The organism is Rhodospirillum centenum SW (assembly GCF_000016185.1).
GTDB classification, from domain to species: domain Bacteria; phylum Pseudomonadota; class Alphaproteobacteria; order Azospirillales; family Azospirillaceae; genus Rhodocista; species Rhodocista centena.
In genome coordinates this window covers 3,907,187-3,927,789 of record NC_011420.2, presented here as the reverse complement: position 1 = coordinate 3,927,789, position 20,603 = coordinate 3,907,187, and the positions used below count along the sequence as shown (strand labels likewise).

18 protein-coding genes are annotated in these 20,603 nt (G+C 69.4%); 6 read left to right on the top strand and 12 right to left on the bottom strand.

What is annotated here, in order from left to right:
• Window positions 1–39 precede the first annotated feature (39 nt).
• Genes rfbF through rfbC form a run of 4 tightly spaced genes read left to right on the top strand, consistent with a single transcriptional unit; the run spans window position 40 to window position 3,639 of the window.
• Window positions 40–813 carry a glucose-1-phosphate cytidylyltransferase gene (gene rfbF, locus RC1_RS18085; RefSeq protein WP_012568896.1) on the top strand — a complete coding sequence of 258 codons (774 nt, stop codon included), beginning with the start codon at window positions 40–42 and terminating at the stop codon, window positions 811–813.
• Entirely contained in the window at window positions 810–1,877 is a 1,068-nt protein-coding gene (rfbG, locus tag RC1_RS18080) for a CDP-glucose 4,6-dehydratase (protein ID WP_012568895.1), read from the top strand. The genes rfbF and rfbG overlap by 4 nt, the downstream gene beginning before the upstream one ends.
• Window positions 1,874–3,106: a class I SAM-dependent methyltransferase gene (locus tag RC1_RS18075; protein WP_012568894.1), complete on the top strand. Its 1,233-nt coding sequence runs from the start codon at window positions 1,874–1,876 to the stop codon at window positions 3,104–3,106. The genes rfbG and RC1_RS18075 overlap by 4 nt, the downstream gene beginning before the upstream one ends.
• A complete protein-coding gene (rfbC, locus tag RC1_RS18070) occupies window positions 3,106–3,639 on the top strand; it encodes a dTDP-4-dehydrorhamnose 3,5-epimerase (RefSeq protein ID WP_012568893.1) in 534 nt (177 codons plus the stop codon). The genes RC1_RS18075 and rfbC overlap by 1 nt, the downstream gene beginning before the upstream one ends.
• Window positions 3,640–3,659: 20 nt before the next feature.
• Here rfbC and RC1_RS18065 read toward each other — a convergent pair whose 3' ends face one another.
• A complete protein-coding gene (locus RC1_RS18065; RefSeq protein WP_012568892.1) occupies window positions 3,660–4,847 on the bottom strand; it encodes a class I SAM-dependent methyltransferase in 1,188 nt (395 codons plus the stop codon).
• 169 nt (window positions 4,848–5,016) lie between these two features.
• Between RC1_RS18065 and RC1_RS18060 the strand changes: the two genes are divergently transcribed.
• The gene (locus tag RC1_RS18060; RefSeq protein ID WP_012568891.1) at window positions 5,017–5,787 is read left to right on the top strand and encodes a cephalosporin hydroxylase family protein; all 771 of its coding nucleotides are present in this window, start codon (window positions 5,017–5,019) and stop codon (window positions 5,785–5,787) included.
• Here the strand turns inward: RC1_RS18060 and RC1_RS18055 are convergent.
• The 8 genes from RC1_RS18055 to RC1_RS18020 form a co-directional block, all read right to left on the bottom strand.
• Window positions 5,747–6,694, bottom strand: coding sequence for an NAD-dependent epimerase/dehydratase family protein (locus RC1_RS18055; RefSeq protein ID WP_012568890.1), 948 nt, complete (start codon window positions 6,692–6,694; stop codon window positions 5,747–5,749). The two genes, RC1_RS18060 and RC1_RS18055, sit on opposite strands and share 41 nt — an antisense overlap.
• A 9-nt stretch (window positions 6,695–6,703) precedes the next feature.
• A complete protein-coding gene (locus RC1_RS18050; protein ID WP_012568889.1) occupies window positions 6,704–7,699 on the bottom strand; it encodes a glycosyltransferase family 2 protein in 996 nt (331 codons plus the stop codon).
• A 33-nt stretch (window positions 7,700–7,732) separates the two neighbouring features.
• Window positions 7,733–8,998, bottom strand: coding sequence for a hypothetical protein (locus RC1_RS18045; RefSeq protein WP_012568888.1), 1,266 nt, complete (start codon window positions 8,996–8,998; stop codon window positions 7,733–7,735).
• Window positions 8,999–9,035: 37 nt separating this feature from the next.
• Complete coding sequence (locus RC1_RS18040) at window positions 9,036–10,166, bottom strand: N-acetylneuraminate synthase family protein (RefSeq protein WP_202795550.1); 1,131 nt, start codon at window positions 10,164–10,166, stop codon at window positions 9,036–9,038.
• A gap of 226 nt (window positions 10,167–10,392) precedes the next feature.
• Entirely contained in the window at window positions 10,393–11,211 is an 819-nt protein-coding gene (locus RC1_RS18035; RefSeq protein WP_012568886.1) for an SDR family oxidoreductase, read from the bottom strand.
• Window positions 11,212–11,261: 50 nt separating this feature from the next.
• Window positions 11,262–13,178, bottom strand: coding sequence for a transketolase C-terminal domain-containing protein (locus RC1_RS18030; RefSeq protein WP_012568885.1), 1,917 nt, complete (start codon window positions 13,176–13,178; stop codon window positions 11,262–11,264).
• Window positions 13,179–13,199: 21 nt separating this feature from the next.
• The gene (locus RC1_RS18025; RefSeq protein ID WP_012568884.1) at window positions 13,200–13,988 is read right to left on the bottom strand and encodes an acylneuraminate cytidylyltransferase family protein; all 789 of its coding nucleotides are present in this window, start codon (window positions 13,986–13,988) and stop codon (window positions 13,200–13,202) included.
• Window positions 13,985–15,457 (bottom strand): aldehyde dehydrogenase family protein, encoded by a 1,473-nt coding sequence (locus RC1_RS18020; protein WP_012568883.1) that lies wholly within the window; start codon window positions 15,455–15,457, stop codon window positions 13,985–13,987. The genes RC1_RS18025 and RC1_RS18020 overlap by 4 nt, the downstream gene beginning before the upstream one ends.
• A 185-nt stretch (window positions 15,458–15,642) precedes the next feature.
• Here RC1_RS18020 and RC1_RS18015 point away from each other — a divergent pair, with 185 nt between their 5' ends.
• Window positions 15,643–17,685 (top strand): motility associated factor glycosyltransferase family protein, encoded by a 2,043-nt coding sequence (locus tag RC1_RS18015; protein ID WP_012568882.1) that lies wholly within the window; start codon window positions 15,643–15,645, stop codon window positions 17,683–17,685.
• Between the two features lie 214 nt (window positions 17,686–17,899).
• Here the strand turns inward: RC1_RS18015 and RC1_RS20475 are convergent, their stop codons facing one another.
• The 3 genes from RC1_RS20475 to RC1_RS18000 all read right to left on the bottom strand — a co-directional run bounded on the left by RC1_RS20475 (window position 17,900) and on the right by RC1_RS18000 (window position 20,519).
• A complete protein-coding gene (locus RC1_RS20475) occupies window positions 17,900–18,679 on the bottom strand; it encodes a DUF1217 domain-containing protein (RefSeq protein ID WP_012568881.1) in 780 nt (259 codons plus the stop codon).
• Between the two features lie 4 nt (window positions 18,680–18,683).
• A complete protein-coding gene (locus RC1_RS18005; protein WP_012568880.1) occupies window positions 18,684–19,100 on the bottom strand; it encodes a flagellar biosynthesis regulator FlaF in 417 nt (138 codons plus the stop codon).
• Window positions 19,101–19,211: 111 nt separating this feature from the next.
• Window positions 19,212–20,519 (bottom strand): flagellin, encoded by a 1,308-nt coding sequence (locus tag RC1_RS18000; RefSeq protein ID WP_012568879.1) that lies wholly within the window; start codon window positions 20,517–20,519, stop codon window positions 19,212–19,214.
• Window positions 20,520–20,603: the final 84 nt, after the last annotated feature.

The window sequence follows — 20,603 nt, the reverse complement described above, 5'->3', positions numbered from 1 at the left end:
CAGGCCGGGGCGGATGGAGAGGCCGCGTCAGGGGGGCCGATGAAGGTCGTCATTCTCGCGGGGGGGCTCGGCACCCGGCTGTCGGAGGAAACCCACCTGAAGCCGAAGCCGATGGTGGAGATCGGCGGGCTGCCGATCCTCTGGCACATCATGAGCCTCTACGCCCACCATGGCTTCGCCGACTTCGTGATCTGCCTGGGCTACAAGGGCTATCTGATCAAGGAGTACTTCGCGAACTTCGTGCTGCACAATTCGGACGTCACCATCGACCTGGGGCGGCGCGAGATCACCTATCTGGCCGACCGGGTGAAGCCCTGGCGCGTGACGCTGGTCGATACCGGCATGGAGACGATGACCGGCGGCCGGCTGCGCCGGGTGTCCTCCTATCTCGACCCGGCCGAACCCTTCTGCATGACCTATGGCGACGGCGTCTCGGACGTGGACATCGCCGCGCTCGTCCGCTTCCACCGCGACCACGGTAAGGAGGCGACGCTCACCGCCGTGAAGCCGCCCGGGCGCTACGGCGCCACCCGCCTGGACGGCGATCTGGTGAGCGAGTTCGTGGAGAAGCCGGCGGGCGACGGCGGCTACATCAACGGCGGCTTCTTCGTGCTGAACCCCTCGGTGATCGGCCGGATCGAGGGGGACCGGACGCCGTGGGAGCTGGAGCCGTTGCAGTCCCTGGCCGCCGACGGACAGCTTGCCGCCTACCGCCACGACGGTTTCTGGCAGGCGATGGACACGCTGCGCGACAAGACGCAGCTCGATACCCTGTGGCAGTCCGGCCGGCCGCCCTGGAAGGTGTGGACATGAGCCCCCTGCCCACCCCCGCCTTCTGGCGCGGCAGGCGCGTCCTGCTGACCGGACATACCGGCTTCAAGGGGAGCTGGGCCGCGGCCTGGCTGCGGACCATGGGGGCCGAGGTTTCCGGGCTGGCGCTGCCGCCGGAGACGGTCCCGTCGCTCCACACCCTTCTGAACGGTCCTGCCTCCGAGCCTCCCGTCGATGTGCGCGAGGCGGCGGCGGTGGCGCGGGCCGTCGCCGCGGCGCGGCCCCGGATCGTGCTGCACATGGCGGCGCAGGCCCTGGTCCGCCGCTCCTACCGGGACCCGGCGGGGACCTTCGCCACCAATCTGGGCGGGACGGTCACCCTGCTGGAGGCGCTGCGCCAGGTGCCGGACCTTGAGGCGGTTCTGGTGGTGACGTCGGACAAGGTCTACGACAATCCCGGTGGGGGCCGGCCGCTGCGGGAGGATGACAGGCTCGGCGGCGCCGACCCCTACTCCGCCTCCAAGGCGGCCTGTGAGCTGGCAGTCGCCAGCTTCCGCAGCAGCTATTACGCGCCGGCGGGGATTCCCCTGGCGACGGCGCGGGCGGGAAACGTGATCGGCGGCGGCGACTGGTCGGAGGACCGGATCGTCCCGGACCTCTGGCGGGCCCGCCGTGCCGGCAGGCCGGTCGAGATCCGCTTTCCCGATGCGACGCGCCCCTGGCAGCATGTGCTGGAGCCCGTCGGGGCGTATCTGGTCTATCTGGAGGCGCTGGCCGCCGACCGGCACGGCCGCCTGCCGACGGCGCTGAACATCGGCCCGTCGCCGGACGAGGAACTGTCGGTGCTCGACCTCGCCCGGCGCTTCGCCGACCGGGCCGGGGCTCCGCTGTCCTGGTGCCGGCCGGAGGGGCCGCAGCCGCCGGAGAAGCCCACCCTGACCATCGACGCCGGCCTGATCCGGGAGACCCTGGGCTGGCGCCCGCGTCTGTCCATGGCTGAGGCTGTGGACTGGACGGCCGCCTGGTATGCCGCCTTCGACCGGGGCGAGGACATGCGCGCCCTGACCCTTGCCCAGATCGCGGACTACTGCCGGAGGCCGTTGTGAGCGCCCCCCTGTCCTGCCGGGCCTGCGGCGCTCCCCTGCGGCACAGCTTCGTCGATCTGGGCAAGACTCCCCTGGCGAACAGCTACCTGGACCCGGACCGGGCCGGAGAGGCGGAGGCCGTCTACGATCTGCATGCCCGCGTCTGCGACGCCTGCTTCCTGGTGCAGGTGGAGGACGTGGTGCCGGCCGAGGCGATCTTCACCGACTACGCCTACTTCTCCTCCTACTCGGAGAGCTGGGTGGAGCATGCGCGGCGCTATGCGCTCGGCATGATCGGGCGGTTCGGGCTGGACGGACGCAGCCAGGTCGTGGAGGTCGCCAGCAACGACGGCTATCTGCTCCGGCATTTCGTGGCCGCCGGCATTCCCGTGCTGGGCATCGAACCCGCCGCCAATGTCGCCGCGGTGGCGCGGGCGCAGGGCGTGCCGACGGAGACGGTCTTCTTCGGGCGGGAGACGGCGCGCGACTTGCGCGACCGGGGGCTCGCCGCCGACCTGATCGCGGCCAACAACGTGCTGGCGCATGTCCCGGACATCAACGGCTTCGTCGCCGGCATCGCAGCATTGCTGAAGCCGGCGGGCGTCTGGACCGTGGAGTTCCCCCACCTGCTGAACCTGATCGAGCAGGTGCAGTTCGACACGATCTACCATGAGCACTTCTCCTACCTCTCGCTCCTGGCCGTCGAGAGCATCCTGGAACGGAACGGCCTGCGTGCCTTCGATGTGGAGGAGTTGCCGACCCATGGCGGGTCGCTGCGGGTCTTTGTCGGCCACCGGGACGGGCCGCACGGTCCCTGCCCCGGGCTCGACGCCGTCCGGGCCAGGGAGGCCCGGGCCGGGCTGGACCGGCTGGAGACCTATGCCGGCTTCGGGGAGCGGGTGCGCAAGGTCCGCGACGACCTGCTGGGTTTCCTCGCCGGAGCCCGGCGGGAGGGCCGCGCCGTGGCCGCCTACGGTGCCGCCGCGAAGGGCAACACGCTGCTGAACTACTGCGGCATCGGCACGGATGACATCCGGTTCGTCGTCGACCGCAGCCCGCACAAGCAGGGCCGCCTGCTGCCCGGCAGCCACATCCCCATCCTGCCGCTGGAGGTCGTGGAGCGCGAGCGGCCGGACTACCTGCTGATCCTGCCGTGGAACCTGCGGGAAGAGATCGCCGGCGCCATGGCCGGCATCCGCGGCTGGGGTGGGCGCTTCGTCGTGGCCATCCCGCGCCTGGAGGTCTTCTGATGCAGTTCTCCGAGACCACGATCCCGGGCGTGACGGTCGTGGACCTGGAGCCGATCCGCGACCGGCGCGGCCATTTCGCCCGCTGCTTCTGCGCCGACGCCTTCGCCGCGCGGGGGCTGCCGACCGACTTCCCGCAGCACAGCCTCTCCTTCAATGCGGTGGCGGGGACGGTGCGCGGCCTGCATTTCCAGCTTCCGCCCCACGGCGAGCCGAAGCTGATCCGGTGCACGCGGGGCGCCATCTTCGACGTTGCCGTCGATCTCCGCCCGGAGTCGCCGACTTGGAGGCAGTGGGTCGGGATCGAACTGTCGGCATCGACCGGCCGGGCGCTCTACATCCCGCCCGGTCTGGCCCACGGTTTCCAGACCCTGACCGATGAGACGGAGGTCCTGTACATGATGGGCGTGCGCTTCGTGCCGGAGGCGGCCCGGGGCTACCGTTGGAACGATCCCGCCTTCGGCATCGACTGGCCGCTTCCGCCGACCCTGATCTCCGAGCGCGACCTTTCCTTTCCGGACTTCGCCGGCGCTTGAGACACCGGCGCGGTGCCGGGTCAGGCCGTCAGGCTGTCGATCCCGACCAGCGGGACGGTCCAGCCCATCTGCCGGCAGAGCGCCCGGACTTCGTCCAGGTACATCGGGTTGAGCACGATCACATGATCGGCTCCGGCCGTCCTGGCATCCGCCGGGGAAAGGATCGGCAGGGCGGATTTCGGCAGGAAGCGGCCCTGCTTGGCCGGGTTGATGTCCACGGCGAACCGCGGGCGGATGCCGGCCTCCTGCATCAGCAGCGCGAAGGTGCAGCCCTTCGCCCCGGCGCCCCAGAGCGTGATCGTTCCCTCCCCCGCCAGCCGCGCCAGGGAGCGGGACAGGGCCGCCGTCTTCCTGTCCAGGGCCGCGCCGGCCAGAGCGGGGTCCATCGGGACCTCCGCCGGGGCCGGCGGCACCTCCCCGGTGCCACGGGCATGGGCGTGGCAGAGCAGGTACTGGCCGCCGAAGACCCGCTCGATGCGGTCCACGGCGAAGCCGGTGGTGGCGAGCGCCACTTCCAGCGCACGGCCCGAGAACAGGCTGCAATGCTCGTAGAACAGGTCCTCGATCGCTCCGTTGCGTAGAATCCAGTCTACGTCCGGCGTTTCGAGCACCAGCCGGACGCCGTCCACGGTCCGGACGGCGGCCAGGATCGACCGCAGGAACGCCCTGGGGTCCGGGACATGCTCGATGGTGTGGCGGGAGATCACGAGGCCCGGCCGCAGCCCGCTCGCGGCGAGGGCGGCGGCATCCAGCAGCCCGGCGACCAGGACCGGGCGTCCGTCGGGGTCCGGCCGGCGCAGGGCCGGATCGAACCCGGCCGCGCGGCCCAGCCTATCCCCGTGCGCCGCCAGCAGGCCGCGCAGGAAATCGCCCTGGCCGCAGCCGACCTCCACCAGGTCGGGCCGCTCCCCCGGCGGCAGCCGGTCCAGGATCGCGGCCATCACCTCCCCGACATGCCGGCCGAACACGGCGGAATGGCTCTGGCAGTTCTCGTAGCTGCCGTCATAGGCCATCAGGGCCGGGTCGAAGGCGGCATTCCAGACAAAGCCGCAGGCATCGCACCGGCACAGGTCGAGCTGCCCCGTCGGCGCCGCCTGGGCAGCCGCCGCAGTCGCATAGGCGACGTTCTGGAAGACCGGGAAATCCCGCCGGGCATGGAGAACGCGGACCGAAGCCGAGTCGCAGATCGGGCAATGCGCGGAGCCCACGGGCCATCTCCCCAAGACGTGTCCCGGAACGATACGGGGGGGCCGGAAGACGGGTCAAGGCGGCGGCAGCGGGCATCGCGGCTGCCCGTGCGCAGGAAAGGTGACGCCGCCGGGACGCGGCGACATACTGCCCGGCCAGGGGAGCCGCGATGGGGGGAGAGTTCCGGCCATGAAACTGACGATCGACACCGATGCCCGGACCATCGAGATCGCGGAGGGCGGCGGGGCCCGGCGGATCGACCTGTTCTCCGCCGAGGGCTATGCCCTGGTGGCGACGCTCTGGCGGGATGTCGGCTGGGTGCAGAAGCACTCCTACAGCTTCACCTGGATGGGGCGCCCGATCATCCAGTTGCCGGAGGACGTGATCCGGTTGCAGGAGGCGATCCACGCCGTGCGGCCGGACGTGATCGTGGAGACCGGCGTCGCCCATGGCGGTTCGCTGGTGTTCCATGCCAGCCTGATGAAGGCGATGGGCCATGGCCGCCGCGTCATCGGCGTCGATGTCGAGATCCGGCCGCACAACCGGGCGGCGCTGGAGAGCCACCCGCTGGCGTCGATGATCGACCTGATCGAAGGGGATTCCGTGGCGGCGGAGACGGTCGGGCGGGTCGCCTCCCTGATCGGGCCGGGCGACACCGTGATGGTGATCCTGGATTCCAACCACACCCGGGCGCATGTGGCCGCGGAGCTGGCCGCCTATGCCGGTCTGGTCAGCCCCGGGTCCTACCTGCTGGTGACCGACGGGATCATGGGGGACCTCGCGGGCCTGCCGCGCACCCGGCCCGAGTGGCAGTGGGACAACCCCCGTCAGGCCGCCGTGGAGTTCCTGGCCGCCCATCCGGAGTTCGAGGATGTGGGGCCGCCGCGCCCCTTCGACGAGAGCGCCGGCTGCACGGACATCACCTATTTCCCGGGGGGATGGCTGCGCCGGCGGCGCTGATCCGCGCCCAGGAGGCGACGACCCGGTCCAGGCTGTCGGCCAGCGGCGTCACGGCGTAACCACCGGTCATGCGGTCGCGCCGTCCGGAGGCGGCGACGATCCGTGGCGCGTCGCCCGGCGGCATCGTGTCCGGCCAGCTCACGAGGTCCGGGCGCCCCAGCCGGGTCCCGAGCGCCAGGGCAAGGTCCTTCAGCGCGATCCCCCGGCCGCTGCCCAGATTGACGGGGCCCCCGTCCCGGCCGGCCAGCAGGGCGGTGATCATCGCCGCCACGTCGCGGATGTCCACGAAGTCGCGCACCAGATCCGGCCGCTGCACGACGACCGGCCGCCCCGCCATGAGGCTGAGGATGGTGGACGGGACGAGGCGGACCGGACGCTCGCCCTCCCCGAACGGGATGAACAGGCGGCCCCAGACCAGATCGTCGGGGCGTCCGGCGAACAGGGATTGCAGATCCCCATGCAGGGCGATCTTCGCTTCGGCATAGGGGGAGGTGCCGCGGAGCGGGGTCGCCAGTTCGTCGCAGTCGGACTCCCGGGGCGGGTCGTATTCGAGGCAGGTGCCAAGGGCGACCAGGCGGTGTCCGCCGGCGTCGAGGAAGTCCGCCGCCAGCCGCCGCGCCGCATCCCGGTGGGCGGCGTTGAGCGGCGAGACGAGATAGTCGGCCGGGTCAACGTGCCAGCCGCACAGGACCAGATGGCTCGGACGCAGCGCCCGCACCAGCGCCCGCAGGGGCGCGGGCTCCAGCAGATCGGCCCGATGCGTGGCGGTGGCGCCGGGCACGGGACTGTCCGCCCGGACGACGGCATGGACCCAGACCCCCGCGCGGGCCAGATCGGCAACGACGGCACGGCCGACGAAGCCAGAGGCGCCTGTGACCAGGACGGTCGCGTTCTCCAGTCCGCGCATCGGCCCGGATCAGCCCGGCGACCACATGGTGGCCAGAAGCTTCTGCGCCCGGGCCCCGTCCGCCGTCCGGGGATCGCGCAGGTTGGCGAGGAACTTCTCCTCCCCTGGTTCGACCCGGCCCCGTTCCAGGAACAGTCCCCAGCGCAGGAGCTGGAGCGAGCGCAGGTCCAGCTCCTCGCGCAGCGATTCGGTATCGACGGGGATGTTCGCCGCCATCGAGGCGCCAGCGACGAGATCCAGCGCGAGTTCGCGGAAGTGGGCGTAACGCTGGGAGAAGGCCGGGTTGAACATGAGGTGGGGGAAGACGTTGGGGTCACGCTGCGTCCCCATCCGCGTGCCGGTGTTCTGGTCGTGCAGCCGGCGGATGAAGCCGATGCCCTCCAGCACCTTGGTCCGGCCGACGGCCACCGGGATACAGCCGTCCAGATACTGGGAGAACATCGGATCGCCCTCGAACAGGGCGATGTGGTGCAGGCGCAGATCGACCGAGTCTGCCCGTTGCAGCGAATACCAGAGATGATGGTAGTGCTGGAACAGATGCAGGATGCGCTCGCGCGGGGTGGCCTGCTCATGCGACCAGACGGGATAGGAACTGACCTGGAACGCCTCCGTGCCCGAGGGATCGCGGCCACGCGAGACGCGCAGGGCGCGCCCCATCGCGGCGGAATAGTCCGGGTTAGCCAGCAGGAACTCCTCGCACGCCGCCATCATGACCGGGTCCATGATGTCGTCGTCAGGGTGGATCACGAGGAAACGGCCCCTCGCCTGCGCCCGCAACTCCTTGAGGCGGAGGTGGTATGCTGTCTTGCTGTCATGCTGGCAGATATGCAGATCACCAAGACGCCCTGCCTCCGGCAGGGCGGAAACCTCCCCGTAGGCGGAGTCCATCGCGCCGATGATGATCTGGACCTCGGGTGTCTCGTCCGCGAACAGCCGCAGTGCCGGCGCCAGATAGGGGGCCCGCCCCGGGAGCACCGGAATCAGGATCGAGGTATGTTCCAGCATGGCTTCGGTCCTTCATGCCGGCTGGGAAGGTGGTCAGGCGGCCCGGATGGCGGAAAGCGCCTGTGACCAGCGGTCCCAGTCTTCGCCGTGGATGATGGACAGCCTAGCACCGGGCGCCCCGGCCAGTCGTGCGGCGAGGCGTACATGCGGCGCTTGGCTCACCGGATAGGCGTCGATCGCCGCAAATGCGGGCTTGCCCATGGCCAGCGCCAGATAGCAGTAGGGTCCCAGGCTGCCGGCGAAGGCCCGTGCCTGTGCCAGGGCTGCCGTCTGCACTGCCAGCGGGGCCGCCGGAACACCGTCCAGCACCGGCTGAACCAGCGCCGCGTCGTCGGGCAGCCGCAGGCTCTGCTCCCCACCCGGAACCAGCGTCGCCAGATCGACCAGGGTCAGCCCCTCCACCCCGAAGGCGATGCTGGCCGTGAAGTTGGCGTTGTAGTCGCTGGGCGCGAAGCTGTCCCCGATGTCGAACCGGGTCGCCAGATCGGCCAGCGGCGCCGCGGCGCCGCTCCCGGCCGGCCAGCCGGCGGGATAGGGCGCCAGCAGGGAGAGCGCATGGTCCAGCGGCGCCGTGCCGGTCCAGTAGTGCCGCAGCACCTGGAACATGATCGACGGATGCAGCACATGGCACTGCGCCAGCCCGAGATGGTCGGCGCAGTCCTGGAGGATCGTCCCGTCCACGTCGGCCATGGCGTACTGGTTCAGGTAGCCGGCCACGTCCACCCGTTCCGACAGCATCGGCCCCAGGCGGCCGTCCGGGTAGACGTCCGCGAGGTCGAGGGTCCGGTCGAACAGGTCCGCGTACCAGCCGCCGCTGCCGCCGCGGCAGACGGCGATGCAGCGCCCGGCCGGCAGGCCGAAATCGTCCGCCATCCGGCGCAGGAAGGGAATCCAGTACAGGATCTCGTGGCTGACATCGCCGATCCAGGGACCGACGAGGATCGGCCCCTCCATGGCGGCCAGGGCCGCGATCTGCCGGCGGACCTGGTCGCCGGCCCGGGCCGTACCCAGGGCCTGGAAGCGGGCCGCCTCGGCGTCCAGTCCCAGCAGTCCGTGCAGGTGGCCCAGGAGCAGGGGCGGGGCGGGATCGTCCTCGCTGTCCGCCAGCGTCCGCAGCATCGGTTCGGCTTCCCGGTAGAGACCGTTGGCGACCATCAGTTCCGCCAGGACGCCCGGCTTCATGCTGTCGCGCGCGCCGGCCTCGCTCAGGGAGCGGGCCACGCCGGTGGCGGTTTCGGTGTCGCCGGCGGCGAGCGCGCCATCGACAAGGCGGAGGGCGCGGAGCAGAACGTCGGACATGCGGTTCCCGGAAGGCTGCGGGGAAGCTGGACTGGGCTCAGGGCACCACGGCCGGGCTGGCGGGCGCGTCCTCGCTGGTCAGGTCGGCATAGCCGATCGCCTCGTCCTCCGCCAGCGGGCGGGTCAGCCGCATCCCGACCAGATGGTCGGCATGGTAGGGCGGCAACCCGTCGTTCGGCGCCTTGAAGGCGAGGTCCTCCTGGGCGAGGACATGGCCGGCCGGAAGATCGCGCGCCGCCACGATCTTCTTCGCCATCTTGTAGAGGGGCTTCTCCTCCGACGGGTAGCGGCGCTTGACGCCGTCGCCCAGGGCGATGCGGGCCCGCTTCAGGTCGCGCACCATCTTCTCCAGCCCGCTGTGCTCCAGCGAGAAGGCGTGGTCGGTGCCCTTCATGGCGCGGTTCAGGGTGAAGTGCTTCTCCACGATGCGCGCGCCCAGCATGTAGCCGGCCAGCGCCATGGCGATGCCGCTGTCATGCGAGGACAGGCCGACGACCGTGGTCGGGAACGCCTCCCGGAAGGTCTCGATCACCCGGAGATTCATCTCCTCGAAGGCCGGCGGATAGCCCGAGGTGCATTGCAGGATGGCGAGCTTCGGGTTGATCTCCATCACCGTGTCGTAGGCGCGGCGCACATCGTCCATGTCCGCGCCGCCGGTGCTCATGATGATCGGGCGGCCGATGCGGGCGACATGGCGCAGCAGCGGCGTGTTGGTGATGTCCCCCGACGCGATCTTGTAGGCCGGCATGCCGATGTCGGCCAGGAAGTCGGCGCTCTTCAGATCGAAGGCGGTGGAAAAGAAGGTGATCCCGATCTCCCGCGCGTGCAGCTTGAGCTGGATGTAGTCGTCGCGGCCGAATTCCAGGAATTCCCGGTGGGCGCCGTAGGTCGCCCCGAAGGCGTTCTCGGAGTGGTACGGGCTGTCGTACATCTCCCGCGTGAACAGGGCCCGGTTGTCGCGCTTCTGCAACTTCACCGCGTCGGCGCCGCACATCTTGGCCAGGGTGAACAGCTTCATGCACTGTTCAAGGTTGCCCTGGTGGTTGTGGCCGATCTCCGCGATGACGTAGCAGTCGCCCGCGTCGTTGATGAGGCGGCCGTCGATCTCCAGTTCTCTGGCCGAGGGGTCTCTCACGACGGGTTCTCTGGCCACGGCTTCACGGTCCACGGGACGGCTCCTTCTGGCCGGGGCGTCGGACCCGGCGGGCGACGGACCCCGAAGCCGCGCCGTCTCTCCGCGGAAAGAGGCCGCGAAGAAAGGCAGGACGGGCGGCCAGGGCTACTCCATCCGGGATAGAATAACATGATTAAGGAAGTGTTGTAGCCTTCCGGTGCCAAAGTTCCGGGATGTCGATCCGCATGGACATCCGGAAACCGGCACCGCCCGGGCTGCGTCAGATCGCCGTCCAGCCGCCGTCCACCACGAGGTCGGCGCCGGTCATGTAGCGGGCGGCCGGGCTGGCGAGATAGAGGACCGGCCCGACATAGTCGGCCGGGTCGGCCATGCGCCCGATCGGGATGCGGCCCGTGTAGGCCGCCAGGAAGGCCGGGTCCTGGTGGTTGAAGACGCCGGCCAGGACCAGCGTGTTCACCCGTACCCCCTTGCGCCCCCAGTAGGCCGCCAGATACCGCGTCAGGTTGTGCAACGCCGACTTTGAGGTCGAATAGGCCACCGGCTTGTAGAAGACCTCGCCGCGATCCCGCCGGTAGGCGTAGATCTCCTGGTCCGGCGAGACGACGCCGTAGATCGAGCTGACATTGACGACGGAACCGCGCCCGGCTTCGGCCATCGCTCCGCCGAACACCTGGCAGCAGAGGAAGACGCCCTTCACGTTGACCGCCATCACGCGGTCGAAGGAGGCTTCCGGGTAGTCCTCGAACGGTCCCGTCTCGGCCGCCGCCGGCACGTCGGGCGGGGTATCGATGCCGGCATTGTTGACCAGCACGGTGGGCGTGCCGAAGCGCGACCGAACCTGCGCCAGCACCGCTTCCAGGCCGGCCCGGTCGGTCACGTCGGCCGCCACCGGCAGCAGTCGGTCCGACGCGGCCAGCGGCCCCAGGCGGCGGGTCAGCAGGTCGGGATCGACGCTCCGGTCCAGGGCGACCACCCGTGCGCCCCGCTCCAGGAACGCCGCCGTGTAGGCGCCGCCGAGCTGGCCGGCCGCGCCGGTGACGACGGCGATCTCCTGCGACACGTCGAAAACCGGGTCCATGGCTTACCTCTTCCCTGTCGTCACCGGGGCTTCTGTCAGCGCGGGCGCTGTCACGGCCGCAGCCGGGCGAGGATGCCCGCGGCCAGGGAGTCGCGGTCCAGCCCGTGGGCCTTCAGCACCTCGTCGTTGCGACCGCAGTCCGGCAGCCGATCGACGCAGAAGCGCAGCAGCGGGGGGCTGCCGGACCGGGCTGCCAGCGCCTCGGCGATGCGGTCCCCCTGGCCGCCGATACGGAAATGGTTGTCGATGGAGACGGCCAGCGGCATCCCCGTGAGCGTCTCCGCCAGCCAGTCGGGATCCACCCGGTTCAGCCAGGGCAGGTCGATCAGGGACAGCCGCAGCCCATGTTCCCGCTCCAGCCGGTCCAGGGCGTGCCAGGCTTCCGTCAGCATGACCGGGCCGTAGGCGATGACGGCGCCGTCGCGCCCCGGCCGCAGCACGGTTCCCCGCCCCGGCTCCGGCGTCCAGCCGTCCGGCAGGGCGAAGGGCACGTCGCAGGGGATCGAGACCAGCCGCAGATAGCTGGCCGCCGGGGCCGCTTCCAGGCACCAGCGCAGCAGCGGCCCCACCGCCGCGGGGCAGGACGGCTCGACCATGGTCAGTCCCGGCATCGCACCCATGGCGGCAAGGTCGCGCACCGACTGGTGCGAATGGCCCGGCCCCGCCGGCAGCAGTCCGGCCAGCGACCCGACGAAGACGATCCGCTTTCCTTCGGAACAGGCGTTGTAGATCTGCTCGTTCGGCCGGGCCGTCAGGAAGCAGGCGAAGGAATGGACGACCGGCAGCAGCCCGGCCAGGGCCATGCCGCTGGCCTGGGAGACCATGTCCTGTTCGGCGATGCCGCATTCGATGAAGCGGTCCGGGAACCTGTCGCGGAAGGGGATCAGCCCCGTATCCAGGATCAGGTCGGCATCCAGCGCCACCAGATGCGGGTGGCGCTCCGCCGCGTCCAGCAGCGCCTCGGTGTAGGCGGGGATCAGGCGCACGCCGGGCGGCGCTGCCGTGGCCGGCACGGTCTCCACCTCCAGCGCCAGGGGCGCGGCCCCGGCGGCCGCGAGGCGGCCATTGATGCGGTCCGCCAGTTCCTGCGTGGCGCGGGCGTAGTCCGGCCGCGACGGGGCGCCGCTGTGGAACCTGTAGAACTCCTGCTCCGGCCGCAGGGCCGTATGCTCCATGAAGGAGACCCCCCTGCCCTTCACCGTGTCGGCGATCAGGACCCGCGGCCCCGGCAGGGCCAGCAGCGCGTCCAGGGCCGCCGCGACGGCGGGGATGTCATGCCCGTCCGCCCGCATGACGGACCAGCCGAAGGCACGGAACTTCGCCTCCAGGTCGCCCAGGTCGCTGACCCGGCGCACGAAGGTGTCCGACTGGAGCTTGTTGTGGTCCACGATGGCGACGATCCCGTCGCTGTGCCGGTTCGCCGCCGAGACGAGCGATTCCCAGACCTGCCCCTCCTGCAACTCGCCGTCGCCGGTCAGCACGAACAGCCGTCGCGGCGGCCGGCCGGCCACCCGGTCGGCTTCGGCCATGCCCTTGGCCTTGGAGATGCCCATGCCCAGGGAGCCGGTGTTCGCCACCATGCCGGGGATGGCGACGTCGGGATGCCCCGGCAGCCCGCCCAGCCGGCGCAACCCGTGAATCTTCTCGAACGGCAGGGCGCCCAGCGCCGTCAGCACGGCATACAGGCCGGGCGCGTCATGCCCCTTGGAGGAGAAGTAGAGGTCGTGCCCCGGCCGCAGGACGCAGAGGTGCAGCCAGGAGACGATGTCCAGGCTGGAGAAGCTGCTGCCGATATGGCCCGAGCCGGCCCGGGTGATCATGTAGAGCGTGTTCAGCCGGCACAGGTCCGCGAACAGGGCGGCGCGCTCCGGCGGGGCCAGCGGCAGGTCCAGCAGGCGCCGGAACTCCGCCTGCGGCACATGGAACAGGGCGCCGGCGTCGTTCGAGAGGGTGATCTGCTCGCCCATGGGGCCGTCTCCGTTCCGTCGTCAGGGATGCCCGGCCGGGTCGAGCGGACCGTAGGGCGGTTGCGTCACCGCCGGCAGGCGGGCGGCACCCCGGGCGAGAAGGGTTTCCGCATAGACCCAGTCGTAATCGTCGTTCACGTCCAGCCCCTCCTGCCCCTCGGTCAGGAAGGGGACGATGGCGCTGCCCGCGATGGTGCCGCCCTCCAGGGCCACCCGGCTCCAGGCGATCTCCAGACTGGCGTTCTGCACATGGACGGTGGGCAGGGCGGCGTACTGGCTGCTGTGCCAGGGCTGCTCCTCCGGCGTCAGCGGCAGCAGGGGCAGCAGGCGGTCGCCGCGGATGACCCACATCTTGCCGGGATGCTGCCGGCATTTCTCCACGGCCCGCAGGCTGTCCACCCCGGACTGGGAGCGGAAGCGGTCCCAGGCGCGGCGGATCGTGTCGGGCAGGCGGAAGGGGCTGGTCGGGCGCAGGATGCTGAAGCAGTCGAAGGTCCGCCCCCCGTCGCGCAGGCGTTCCAGTGTGTGGCGGACCCACTCGATGTCGGGCGAGCGGTCGCCGGCGATCTCCGGCGGGCGGAGGAACGGCACCTCCGCCCTGTAGTGGCGGGCGATGTCGGCATAGCGGGCATCGTCGGTGGAGACGATGACGGCATCGAACACGCCGCTGTCGCGCGCCGCGGCGATGGAGTAGGCGATCAGCGGGTGGCCGCCCAGCGGCCGGACGTTCTTGTGCGGCACGCGCTTGGAGCCCGATCGCGCCGGGATGAGCGCGACGGCGCTGGGGCGGGCGGGGTCGGCGGGGCTCATAGCCTGTCCTGATCGACGGTGAGGGAGATGGTCTTCAGCTCGCTGTACACGTCCAGCGCCTCCGTCCCCGGCTCGCGGCTGCCGTTGCCGGACAGGCCGAAACCGCCGAAGGGCATCTGCGGTTCGCTGCCGAAGGTGCCGATGTTGGCGTTGGCGACGCCGGCACGCACCCGCTGGCAGAAGGTGAGCGCCCGGTCGAGGCTCCGCGTATGGATGGCGGCGGTGAGGCCGTAGGCCGTGCGGTTCGCCAGATCCAGCGCCCCCTGGAAGTCCGCGACACGGTAGAGCGCCGTGATCGGGCCGAACAGTTCGCAGTCCGACAGGGGATGCCCCGGGTCCAGCCCCTCCAGCACGGTCGGGGCGAGATAGCAGCCGGTGGCGTGGCCGGGTCCGGTCAGGCGGTGCCCGCCGGTCAGCACCCGTGCCCCCGCCTGTCTGGCATCGTCCAGGCGTGCCAGCATGGTGGCGAGCTGGCGTGCATTGATGACAGGGCCGAGATCGTCCGCATCCGTGACGCCCAGGCGCAGCGACCGGGCCCGCTCCACGAAGCGGTCGCGGAACGCCTCGTACACCCGGTCCATGACGATCAGCCGGCTGCCGGCGGCGCAGCGCTGGCCGGCATTGCTGAAGGCGGAGAGCACGGCCCAGTGGACGGCCTTGTCCAGATCGGCGTCATCGCAGACGACGAAGGCGTTCTTGCCGCCCAGTTCCAGCGAGACACGGGCCAGCCGCCGTCCCGCGGCTTCCGCGATCCAGCGCCCGACGGCGGTGGAGCCGGTGAAGCTGACGACGCCGACGTCGGGATGCCCGACCAGGGCGGCCCCTGCCTCGGCCCCCAGCCCCTGGACCACGTTCAGAACCCCCGGCGGCAGGCCCGCCGCCTCGGCGATCCGGGCGATCCGCAGGGCCAGCAGGGGCGCATCCTCCGACGCCTTCAGCACCGCGGCATTGCCGCAGAGCAGGGCGGGAAACACCTTCCAGGCGATGTTGGCGATCGGGGTGTTGGCCGGGACGATCAGGCCGGCGATGCCGATCGGCTGCCGTACCGTGCCGGAATAGCGCCCGGGCATGGCGCTGGAGAGGGTGCGGCCATAGAGGCGCAGGCCCTCCCCCGCCCAGAAATCGCCCTGCAGCAGGGCGCCGGCCGTCTCTCCCCGGGCGTCCTTGGGGGGCTTGCCCGTCTCCAGCGCCACCAGATCGGCCAGCCCGTCGCGCGCGGCGCGCAGGGCCGCCACCACCTCGCGCAGGATCTCGCCGCGCCGGACCGGCGTCAGCGCCGCCCAGGCCGGCTGTGCGGCAGCAGCAGCCGCCACCGCCGCATCCACATCGTCCGCCGCGGAGAGCGCGAAGCGGGACAGCAGCCGCCCGTCGTGCGGGGCCAGCTTGTCACCCCAACGATCCGAAGACGGCGGGCGGGCGGCACCGGCGTACCAGTTGGGGACCAGTTCTGGGTGTTCGACGGAGGACATGGGCAACCGGAAAGACCATGCGGGACCGGGATGGCGGCAGTGTGGGCAAACCCGCCCGCAAAGGCAATGACGGTCCCGGGCAGGCTACTCCCCCCGATGTCACGGCGCCAATCGTCTCTTCTCTCTCCCCGGTCGAGGCATTACCCTGCACCCCGGTGCGACCCAGATTCCGGAGATGTCCGATCATGACCCAGGCCCAACCCTCGCCCACCACGGCGGTGCCGAAGGAGGCCCTGGACCTGCATCGCAGGAACATGAAGTTCTTCGGCGATCTGGGCGTTCCGCTGCACGATTTCCTGAAGCGTCACCGGCCGCAGTCGCAGCTTGTCTGGTTCCCCGACGGGGAGGTCAATCTGCGCACGCCGCAGGGGCTGTTCTACCTGACCGGGGCCCGGGCGGAGGCGGAGGCGCAGGCGGCCGCGGCGATCCGGGCGCCGGTCCGGATGTCCTTTGCCCGGCCGGCGATGCCGACGGAGCGCGACCGGGAAACCTCGCGCGAGGCGCAGGCGAAGGCGGAGACCGATCCCTGGCCGACGACGCGCTATGACGACAAGGCTGTCGATTTCCAGGAGATCGACATGCTGGTGGAGCTTGCCGACGAGCTTGACCGGCAGGGAATCGAGCTGGCCCAGCACCCGACCGCCACGACGCCGTACTTCGTGACGCTGTTCGGGCTCGGGCTGGGGCTGACCCTGAAGCCGATCATCGAGCATTACCGTCCGCGGGTCACGCTGATCTGTGAATGCGACCTCGACCTGATCCTGGCCTCCACCTACCTGATCGACTGGCGGGAGCTTTTCGAACTGGTCGGGACCTGGGGGGGCAAGTTCGAACTGTGCCTCGAATCCACCTCGCAGGGGATCGACAGCTACCTGACCGACCTGTTCGATTCCGAATGCAGCCTGGGCCTGGACAACATGATCTCGGTCGTCCACCGGCCCTGCCTGCCGGCGATCAAGGTCGCCGCCGGCGAGTTCCAGAGCGAGAAGTCGGCCCACCATGCCGGTTTCAAGGGCTTCGCCACCGACGAGTACAACATGCTCAAGAACTCCTTCCGCAATCTGCGGACGGGGAACAAGCGCGTGCTGAACGTCGTGCAGAAGAAGACCGACCTGCCGGTGATCGTCACCGGCAGCGGGCCGTCCATCGAGGGGCTGATCGACTTCATCCGCTGGGCCAAGGACCGGGCGATCCTGATTTCCAGCGGGTCATCGCTGGCGATCCTGCTGCGCAACGGCATCATGCCGGACATCCACTGCAATCTGGAGCGGGCCGGCAGCATCCTGACCCGGCACCAGGAACTGGCGGAGAGTTTCGACCTGTCGTCGATCTATGCCGTGATGCCGACATCCATCTGGCCCGGCGTGGACAGCTATTTCCGCGACACGATCTACTTCTTCCGGCAGGTGATGAGCCCGCTCGCCGTCTTCGGTGACCGGGGCGAGGAAATCCTGCTGATGGAAGGACCGCAGGTCACCAACACGGCGATTTCCATCGGCGCCCACCTGGGGGCCAGGAAGGTCCTGCTCTGTGGTGTCGATCTGGGTGCCGCCAACCCGCGCGTGCAGCCCCGCGCCGCCCAGGCCTGGCAGGGGCAGCGGCCGCGGCATCTGACCATCCCGGTCCGCGGCAATTTCGGCCGCACGGTCTTCACGGACATGGCCCTGGTCCGGCAGCGGGTGAATGTCGAGGCTCAGATCCGGTATTTCGATCTGGAGGTGCTCAATCTCAGCAACGGAGTCGCCATCGAAGGCGCCCGGCCGGCCCGTGCCCAGGACGTCACGCTGGACGAGCCGGGGATCGACAAGGCGGCCCATGTCCGCGAGCTGATCGAGCAGTTCCCGCACTATCCGCGTGAGCGGTTCGTCTCCGCGTGGCGCGGTGCGCCGCTGCGGGAGAACATCGCCACGACGATGGGCGAGCTGTTCACCGCACTGGAGCGCGCGGACGACTGGAACAACGAGGTGCTGCACCGGATCGAGCAGGCGGTCCGGCTGAGCGGGCGCCATATCCGCGATCAGTTCGCGTCGCGGCTGCTGCGCGGGACCGTGCTCCGGATGGCGCTGGTGATCAATCTGGTCTTCAACCGCCTGCCAGAGGGGGCCGATCGCGCCGGGCTGTTCGCCCAGGTGCGCGATATCCTGATCCATGCCTTCCGGAAGCTGGAGGCCGAGGCCTACGGGCTGGTGGACGAACTGGAGGCGGAGGATGGCGCGCTCTACGACTGAGACGCGGAGCCGTTCTCCCCGGGGGCCGGGGACTGTCAGGGCAGCAACCGGACCCAGGGCACGCACGATGACGGCGGCGGACCGGGCCTGCCGGCAGGGGCGCAGGCAGACCGAACGCCGCGTGTGGGCAGTGCCGTTCGCGCGATTGTCAAGTTCGCGCGATTGTCAGGGAGGGTATGGCGCAGGCCATCGCAGGCCCGGGACGGATCCCGGGTCAGACCAGGATCGAGACCTTCCGGCCGAGCAGCGAGGTCAGACCGTCACTGCCGCCGCTGCCGCCGAGGATCTGCAAGGCGACGTTCGAGCTGGCCGAGCTTGACTCCGTCGCGCTCACCTGGGTCAGGAAACGCTGCGTGAACTTCTCAACGTAGCCCGGGTCCTTGAACTTCGTCAGATCCAGCTTTTTTTCCAGATACCTCTTCTGCTGGTCAAAATCCTGCATCGCGAAGCTGTCCGGCAGGTTGAGGCCCTTGCGGACGACGTAGCTCAGCGCCCTGTCGGCCAGAATCTGGGAGACGCTGGTGACGTTGGCGATGTTGCGCTTGAAGTAGAGCGCCTCTCGCAGGCCTGTGTTCCCCTCACCGACGGATTTCTCGAAGGTGTTGGTGACGTAGTTGTTGATCAGGCCGTTGACGAACGACTCGTTCTGGAAGGCTTCCGGGATCTTGCCGGACAGGCTGGTCGCCAGCTTGGTGTAGCGGGGATCGACCAAGCGGTTCGCAAGTGACTTTTCTTCCGTAGGGTCTTCGGTCAGCAGCTTGCGCAGGATGCCGGTCTTGCCGATCTCCGACTCGAGCTGGAAGGAGGTCAGCACGAACTCCAGCGCCCGGCGGTCCTTGAGGAGAGCTTCCGGGCTGTCGATCTTCTCGATGCGCGTCTTGAAGTCGTTGATGGTCTTCTCGACCGTCTTCTGGTCCCGGTAGCGCGTGACGGCCGTATCACCCTGCTTCTTCAGGATGTTGTAGGTGACCGTCGCTCCGAGACCTTCGTACATGGCATCACACCGCTGTCTGGATCGGTCCCGTCCCCTCCGGCGGTGTCGCCGTCGGGCTCTGGGATGCCGAGCGCCGGATCTGGTCAGAAATACCACCGGCGATTTCCGTGTTCACGTCGATCAACGGATCGACGGGGATATCCTCTTCCATGGCCCGCAGGCTGTAGCGCATCGACCACATGCCCAGGGAGATGAGACGCCCCTTCAGCTCCTCAGGGAGAGGGTTCTCAGGGGTCGCCAAGTCGCTGACCAGGGTCAGCCAGAGCTGGTGATTCCTGTGAAGTGCCCGGATGCGCGCCGTCGGATCGGGTGACGTACTGGCTTGCCGGAGTCCCTGGGTCACGAAACCGAAGGCACGAAGCTCAAGGGACTGCGCGGTTTCCTGGGTGGCGGCGCGCTGCTGGTAGCTAGAGATGCTCATCACCAACTCCTCGGTCCTGTCAGACCGAGCTTAGCGCAAATGTCCTAACGAAATCGATAGCGAAGGGTAAAAGGAAGGAGGCGGCGGCGATGCCGCCGCCTCCCCCGGACTTTACCGGAACAGACCCAGGAGAGCCTGCGGCTGCTGGTTCGCAATGGACAGCGACTGGATGGCCAGCTGCTGCCTCGTCTGCAAGGCCTGCAGGCGCGCACTCTCGTCGGCCATGTCCGCATCCACCAGGGCACCCAGACCTTCGTTCAGGGTATCCGACAGGGTCTTGGTGAACTCCTGCAGACCGGAGACCTGACGCTGGATGGCGCCGATGGTGGCCAGCTTCTGACCGGCCAGGGTGATCGCCGAGTCCACCGTGGCGATCGCGCTCGACTTCACGTTCTTGTACTGCTCGGCCGCAGACGTGTCCGTCGTCTCGCCCGTGCCGGAAGACTCAGCGTCAACCGCCGTCGCACCCAGGATCTGAACGTAGAAGGCGTCCGACCGTTCAGCCGCCGCCGGCGCAGAAGCCGTCGCGGCCTGGTTGGCCGAGTAGACCTTGTTCGTCGCGTCGTAGGTCAGGCCGGCGGTCGTGCCGGCAGCAGAACCGCGGATACCGTCCGAGGTCAGGCTGACGTTGCCGGCAGCAGCGCCGAAGACATCCACCGAGCCGTCCTTGTTGACGCGAGCGCCGAGGCCGTTGGCGCGGAGCGTGGAGGCCAGCTTGTCCTTGATCTCGGACTGGGTGGTCAGGCCGTTGATGCTCACGGCGATGCTGGTCGCAGAGGCGAGCGCTTCATCGTTCGTGAACTCGAAGGTCTTGCCACCGACCTCGATCCGCGACGCGGAGGTGAGGGTGACGCCTTCCAGATTGAAGCGGACGCCGCCGGCATCAATGTCAAGGCTGGAAAGGCCGAGATCCTTGGAGGTGAACTGCTGGTTGGAGATGCTGATCGAGCGGCCGGAGATGTCCGTCAGGAAGGTCAGCTCGGTATCGACGATGTCGCCGCCCGTCTCGCTCTTCATGAGGTTGACGCCCATGTAGGTCGAGGAGGAGGCATAGGTGTCGATCAGCGACAGGGCGCGCTCGACCTGGGTGTTGAGAGCGTCCTTGTCGAGGCCCTGCTGCTGGCCCTGCGTGATGGTCTTCTTGAGCTCGTTCAGCTCATCCGAGATTTTCGACGCCGCCTTGCTGGCGGTGCCCAGAACGGCGGAACCGAAGGCGAGGCCTTCCTGCACGGCCTTCAGGCCGGAGACGTTGCCGCGGATGCCCTGGGCGATCGAGAACACGGCGGGATCGTCAGACGCCTTGTTGACCTTCAGGCCGGACTCGATGCGGCCCTGGGTGGTCTTGAGGTCACGGTCGATGGTGAACAGCGACCGGATGGCAGCCTGCGCGCCGGAATTGGTGACGATAGAATTGGCCACGGTTTTTCTCCTGATCTAATGGCCGCATTTGCGGCACGGGAAAGATTGCATGGATTCCCCGGAAGGGCAAGGGAAAACGAGGTG

Coding starts and splice junctions, on each gene's coding strand:
- rfbF (WP_012568896.1), top strand. CDS start 40: ATGAAGGTCGTCATTCTCGCGGGGGGGCTCGGCACCCGGCTGTCGGAG.
- rfbG (WP_012568895.1), top strand. CDS start 810: ATGAGCCCCCTGCCCACCCCCGCCTTCTGGCGCGGCAGGCGCGTCCTG.
- rfbC (WP_012568893.1), top strand. CDS start 3,106: ATGCAGTTCTCCGAGACCACGATCCCGGGCGTGACGGTCGTGGACCTG.
- RC1_RS18060 (WP_012568891.1), top strand. CDS start 5,017: ATGAAACTGACGATCGACACCGATGCCCGGACCATCGAGATCGCGGAG.
- RC1_RS18055 (WP_012568890.1), bottom strand. CDS start 6,694: ATGCGCGGACTGGAGAACGCGACCGTCCTGGTCACAGGCGCCTCTGGC.
- RC1_RS18050 (WP_012568889.1), bottom strand. CDS start 7,699: ATGCTGGAACATACCTCGATCCTGATTCCGGTGCTCCCGGGGCGGGCC.
- RC1_RS18045 (WP_012568888.1), bottom strand. CDS start 8,998: ATGTCCGACGTTCTGCTCCGCGCCCTCCGCCTTGTCGATGGCGCGCTC.
- RC1_RS18035 (WP_012568886.1), bottom strand. CDS start 11,211: ATGGACCCGGTTTTCGACGTGTCGCAGGAGATCGCCGTCGTCACCGGC.
- RC1_RS18030 (WP_012568885.1), bottom strand. CDS start 13,178: ATGGGCGAGCAGATCACCCTCTCGAACGACGCCGGCGCCCTGTTCCAT.
- RC1_RS18025 (WP_012568884.1), bottom strand. CDS start 13,988: ATGAGCCCCGCCGACCCCGCCCGCCCCAGCGCCGTCGCGCTCATCCCG.
- RC1_RS18020 (WP_012568883.1), bottom strand. CDS start 15,457: ATGTCCTCCGTCGAACACCCAGAACTGGTCCCCAACTGGTACGCCGGT.
- RC1_RS18015 (WP_012568882.1), top strand. CDS start 15,643: ATGACCCAGGCCCAACCCTCGCCCACCACGGCGGTGCCGAAGGAGGCC.
- RC1_RS20475 (WP_012568881.1), bottom strand. CDS start 18,679: ATGTACGAAGGTCTCGGAGCGACGGTCACCTACAACATCCTGAAGAAG.
- RC1_RS18005 (WP_012568880.1), bottom strand. CDS start 19,100: ATGAGCATCTCTAGCTACCAGCAGCGCGCCGCCACCCAGGAAACCGCG.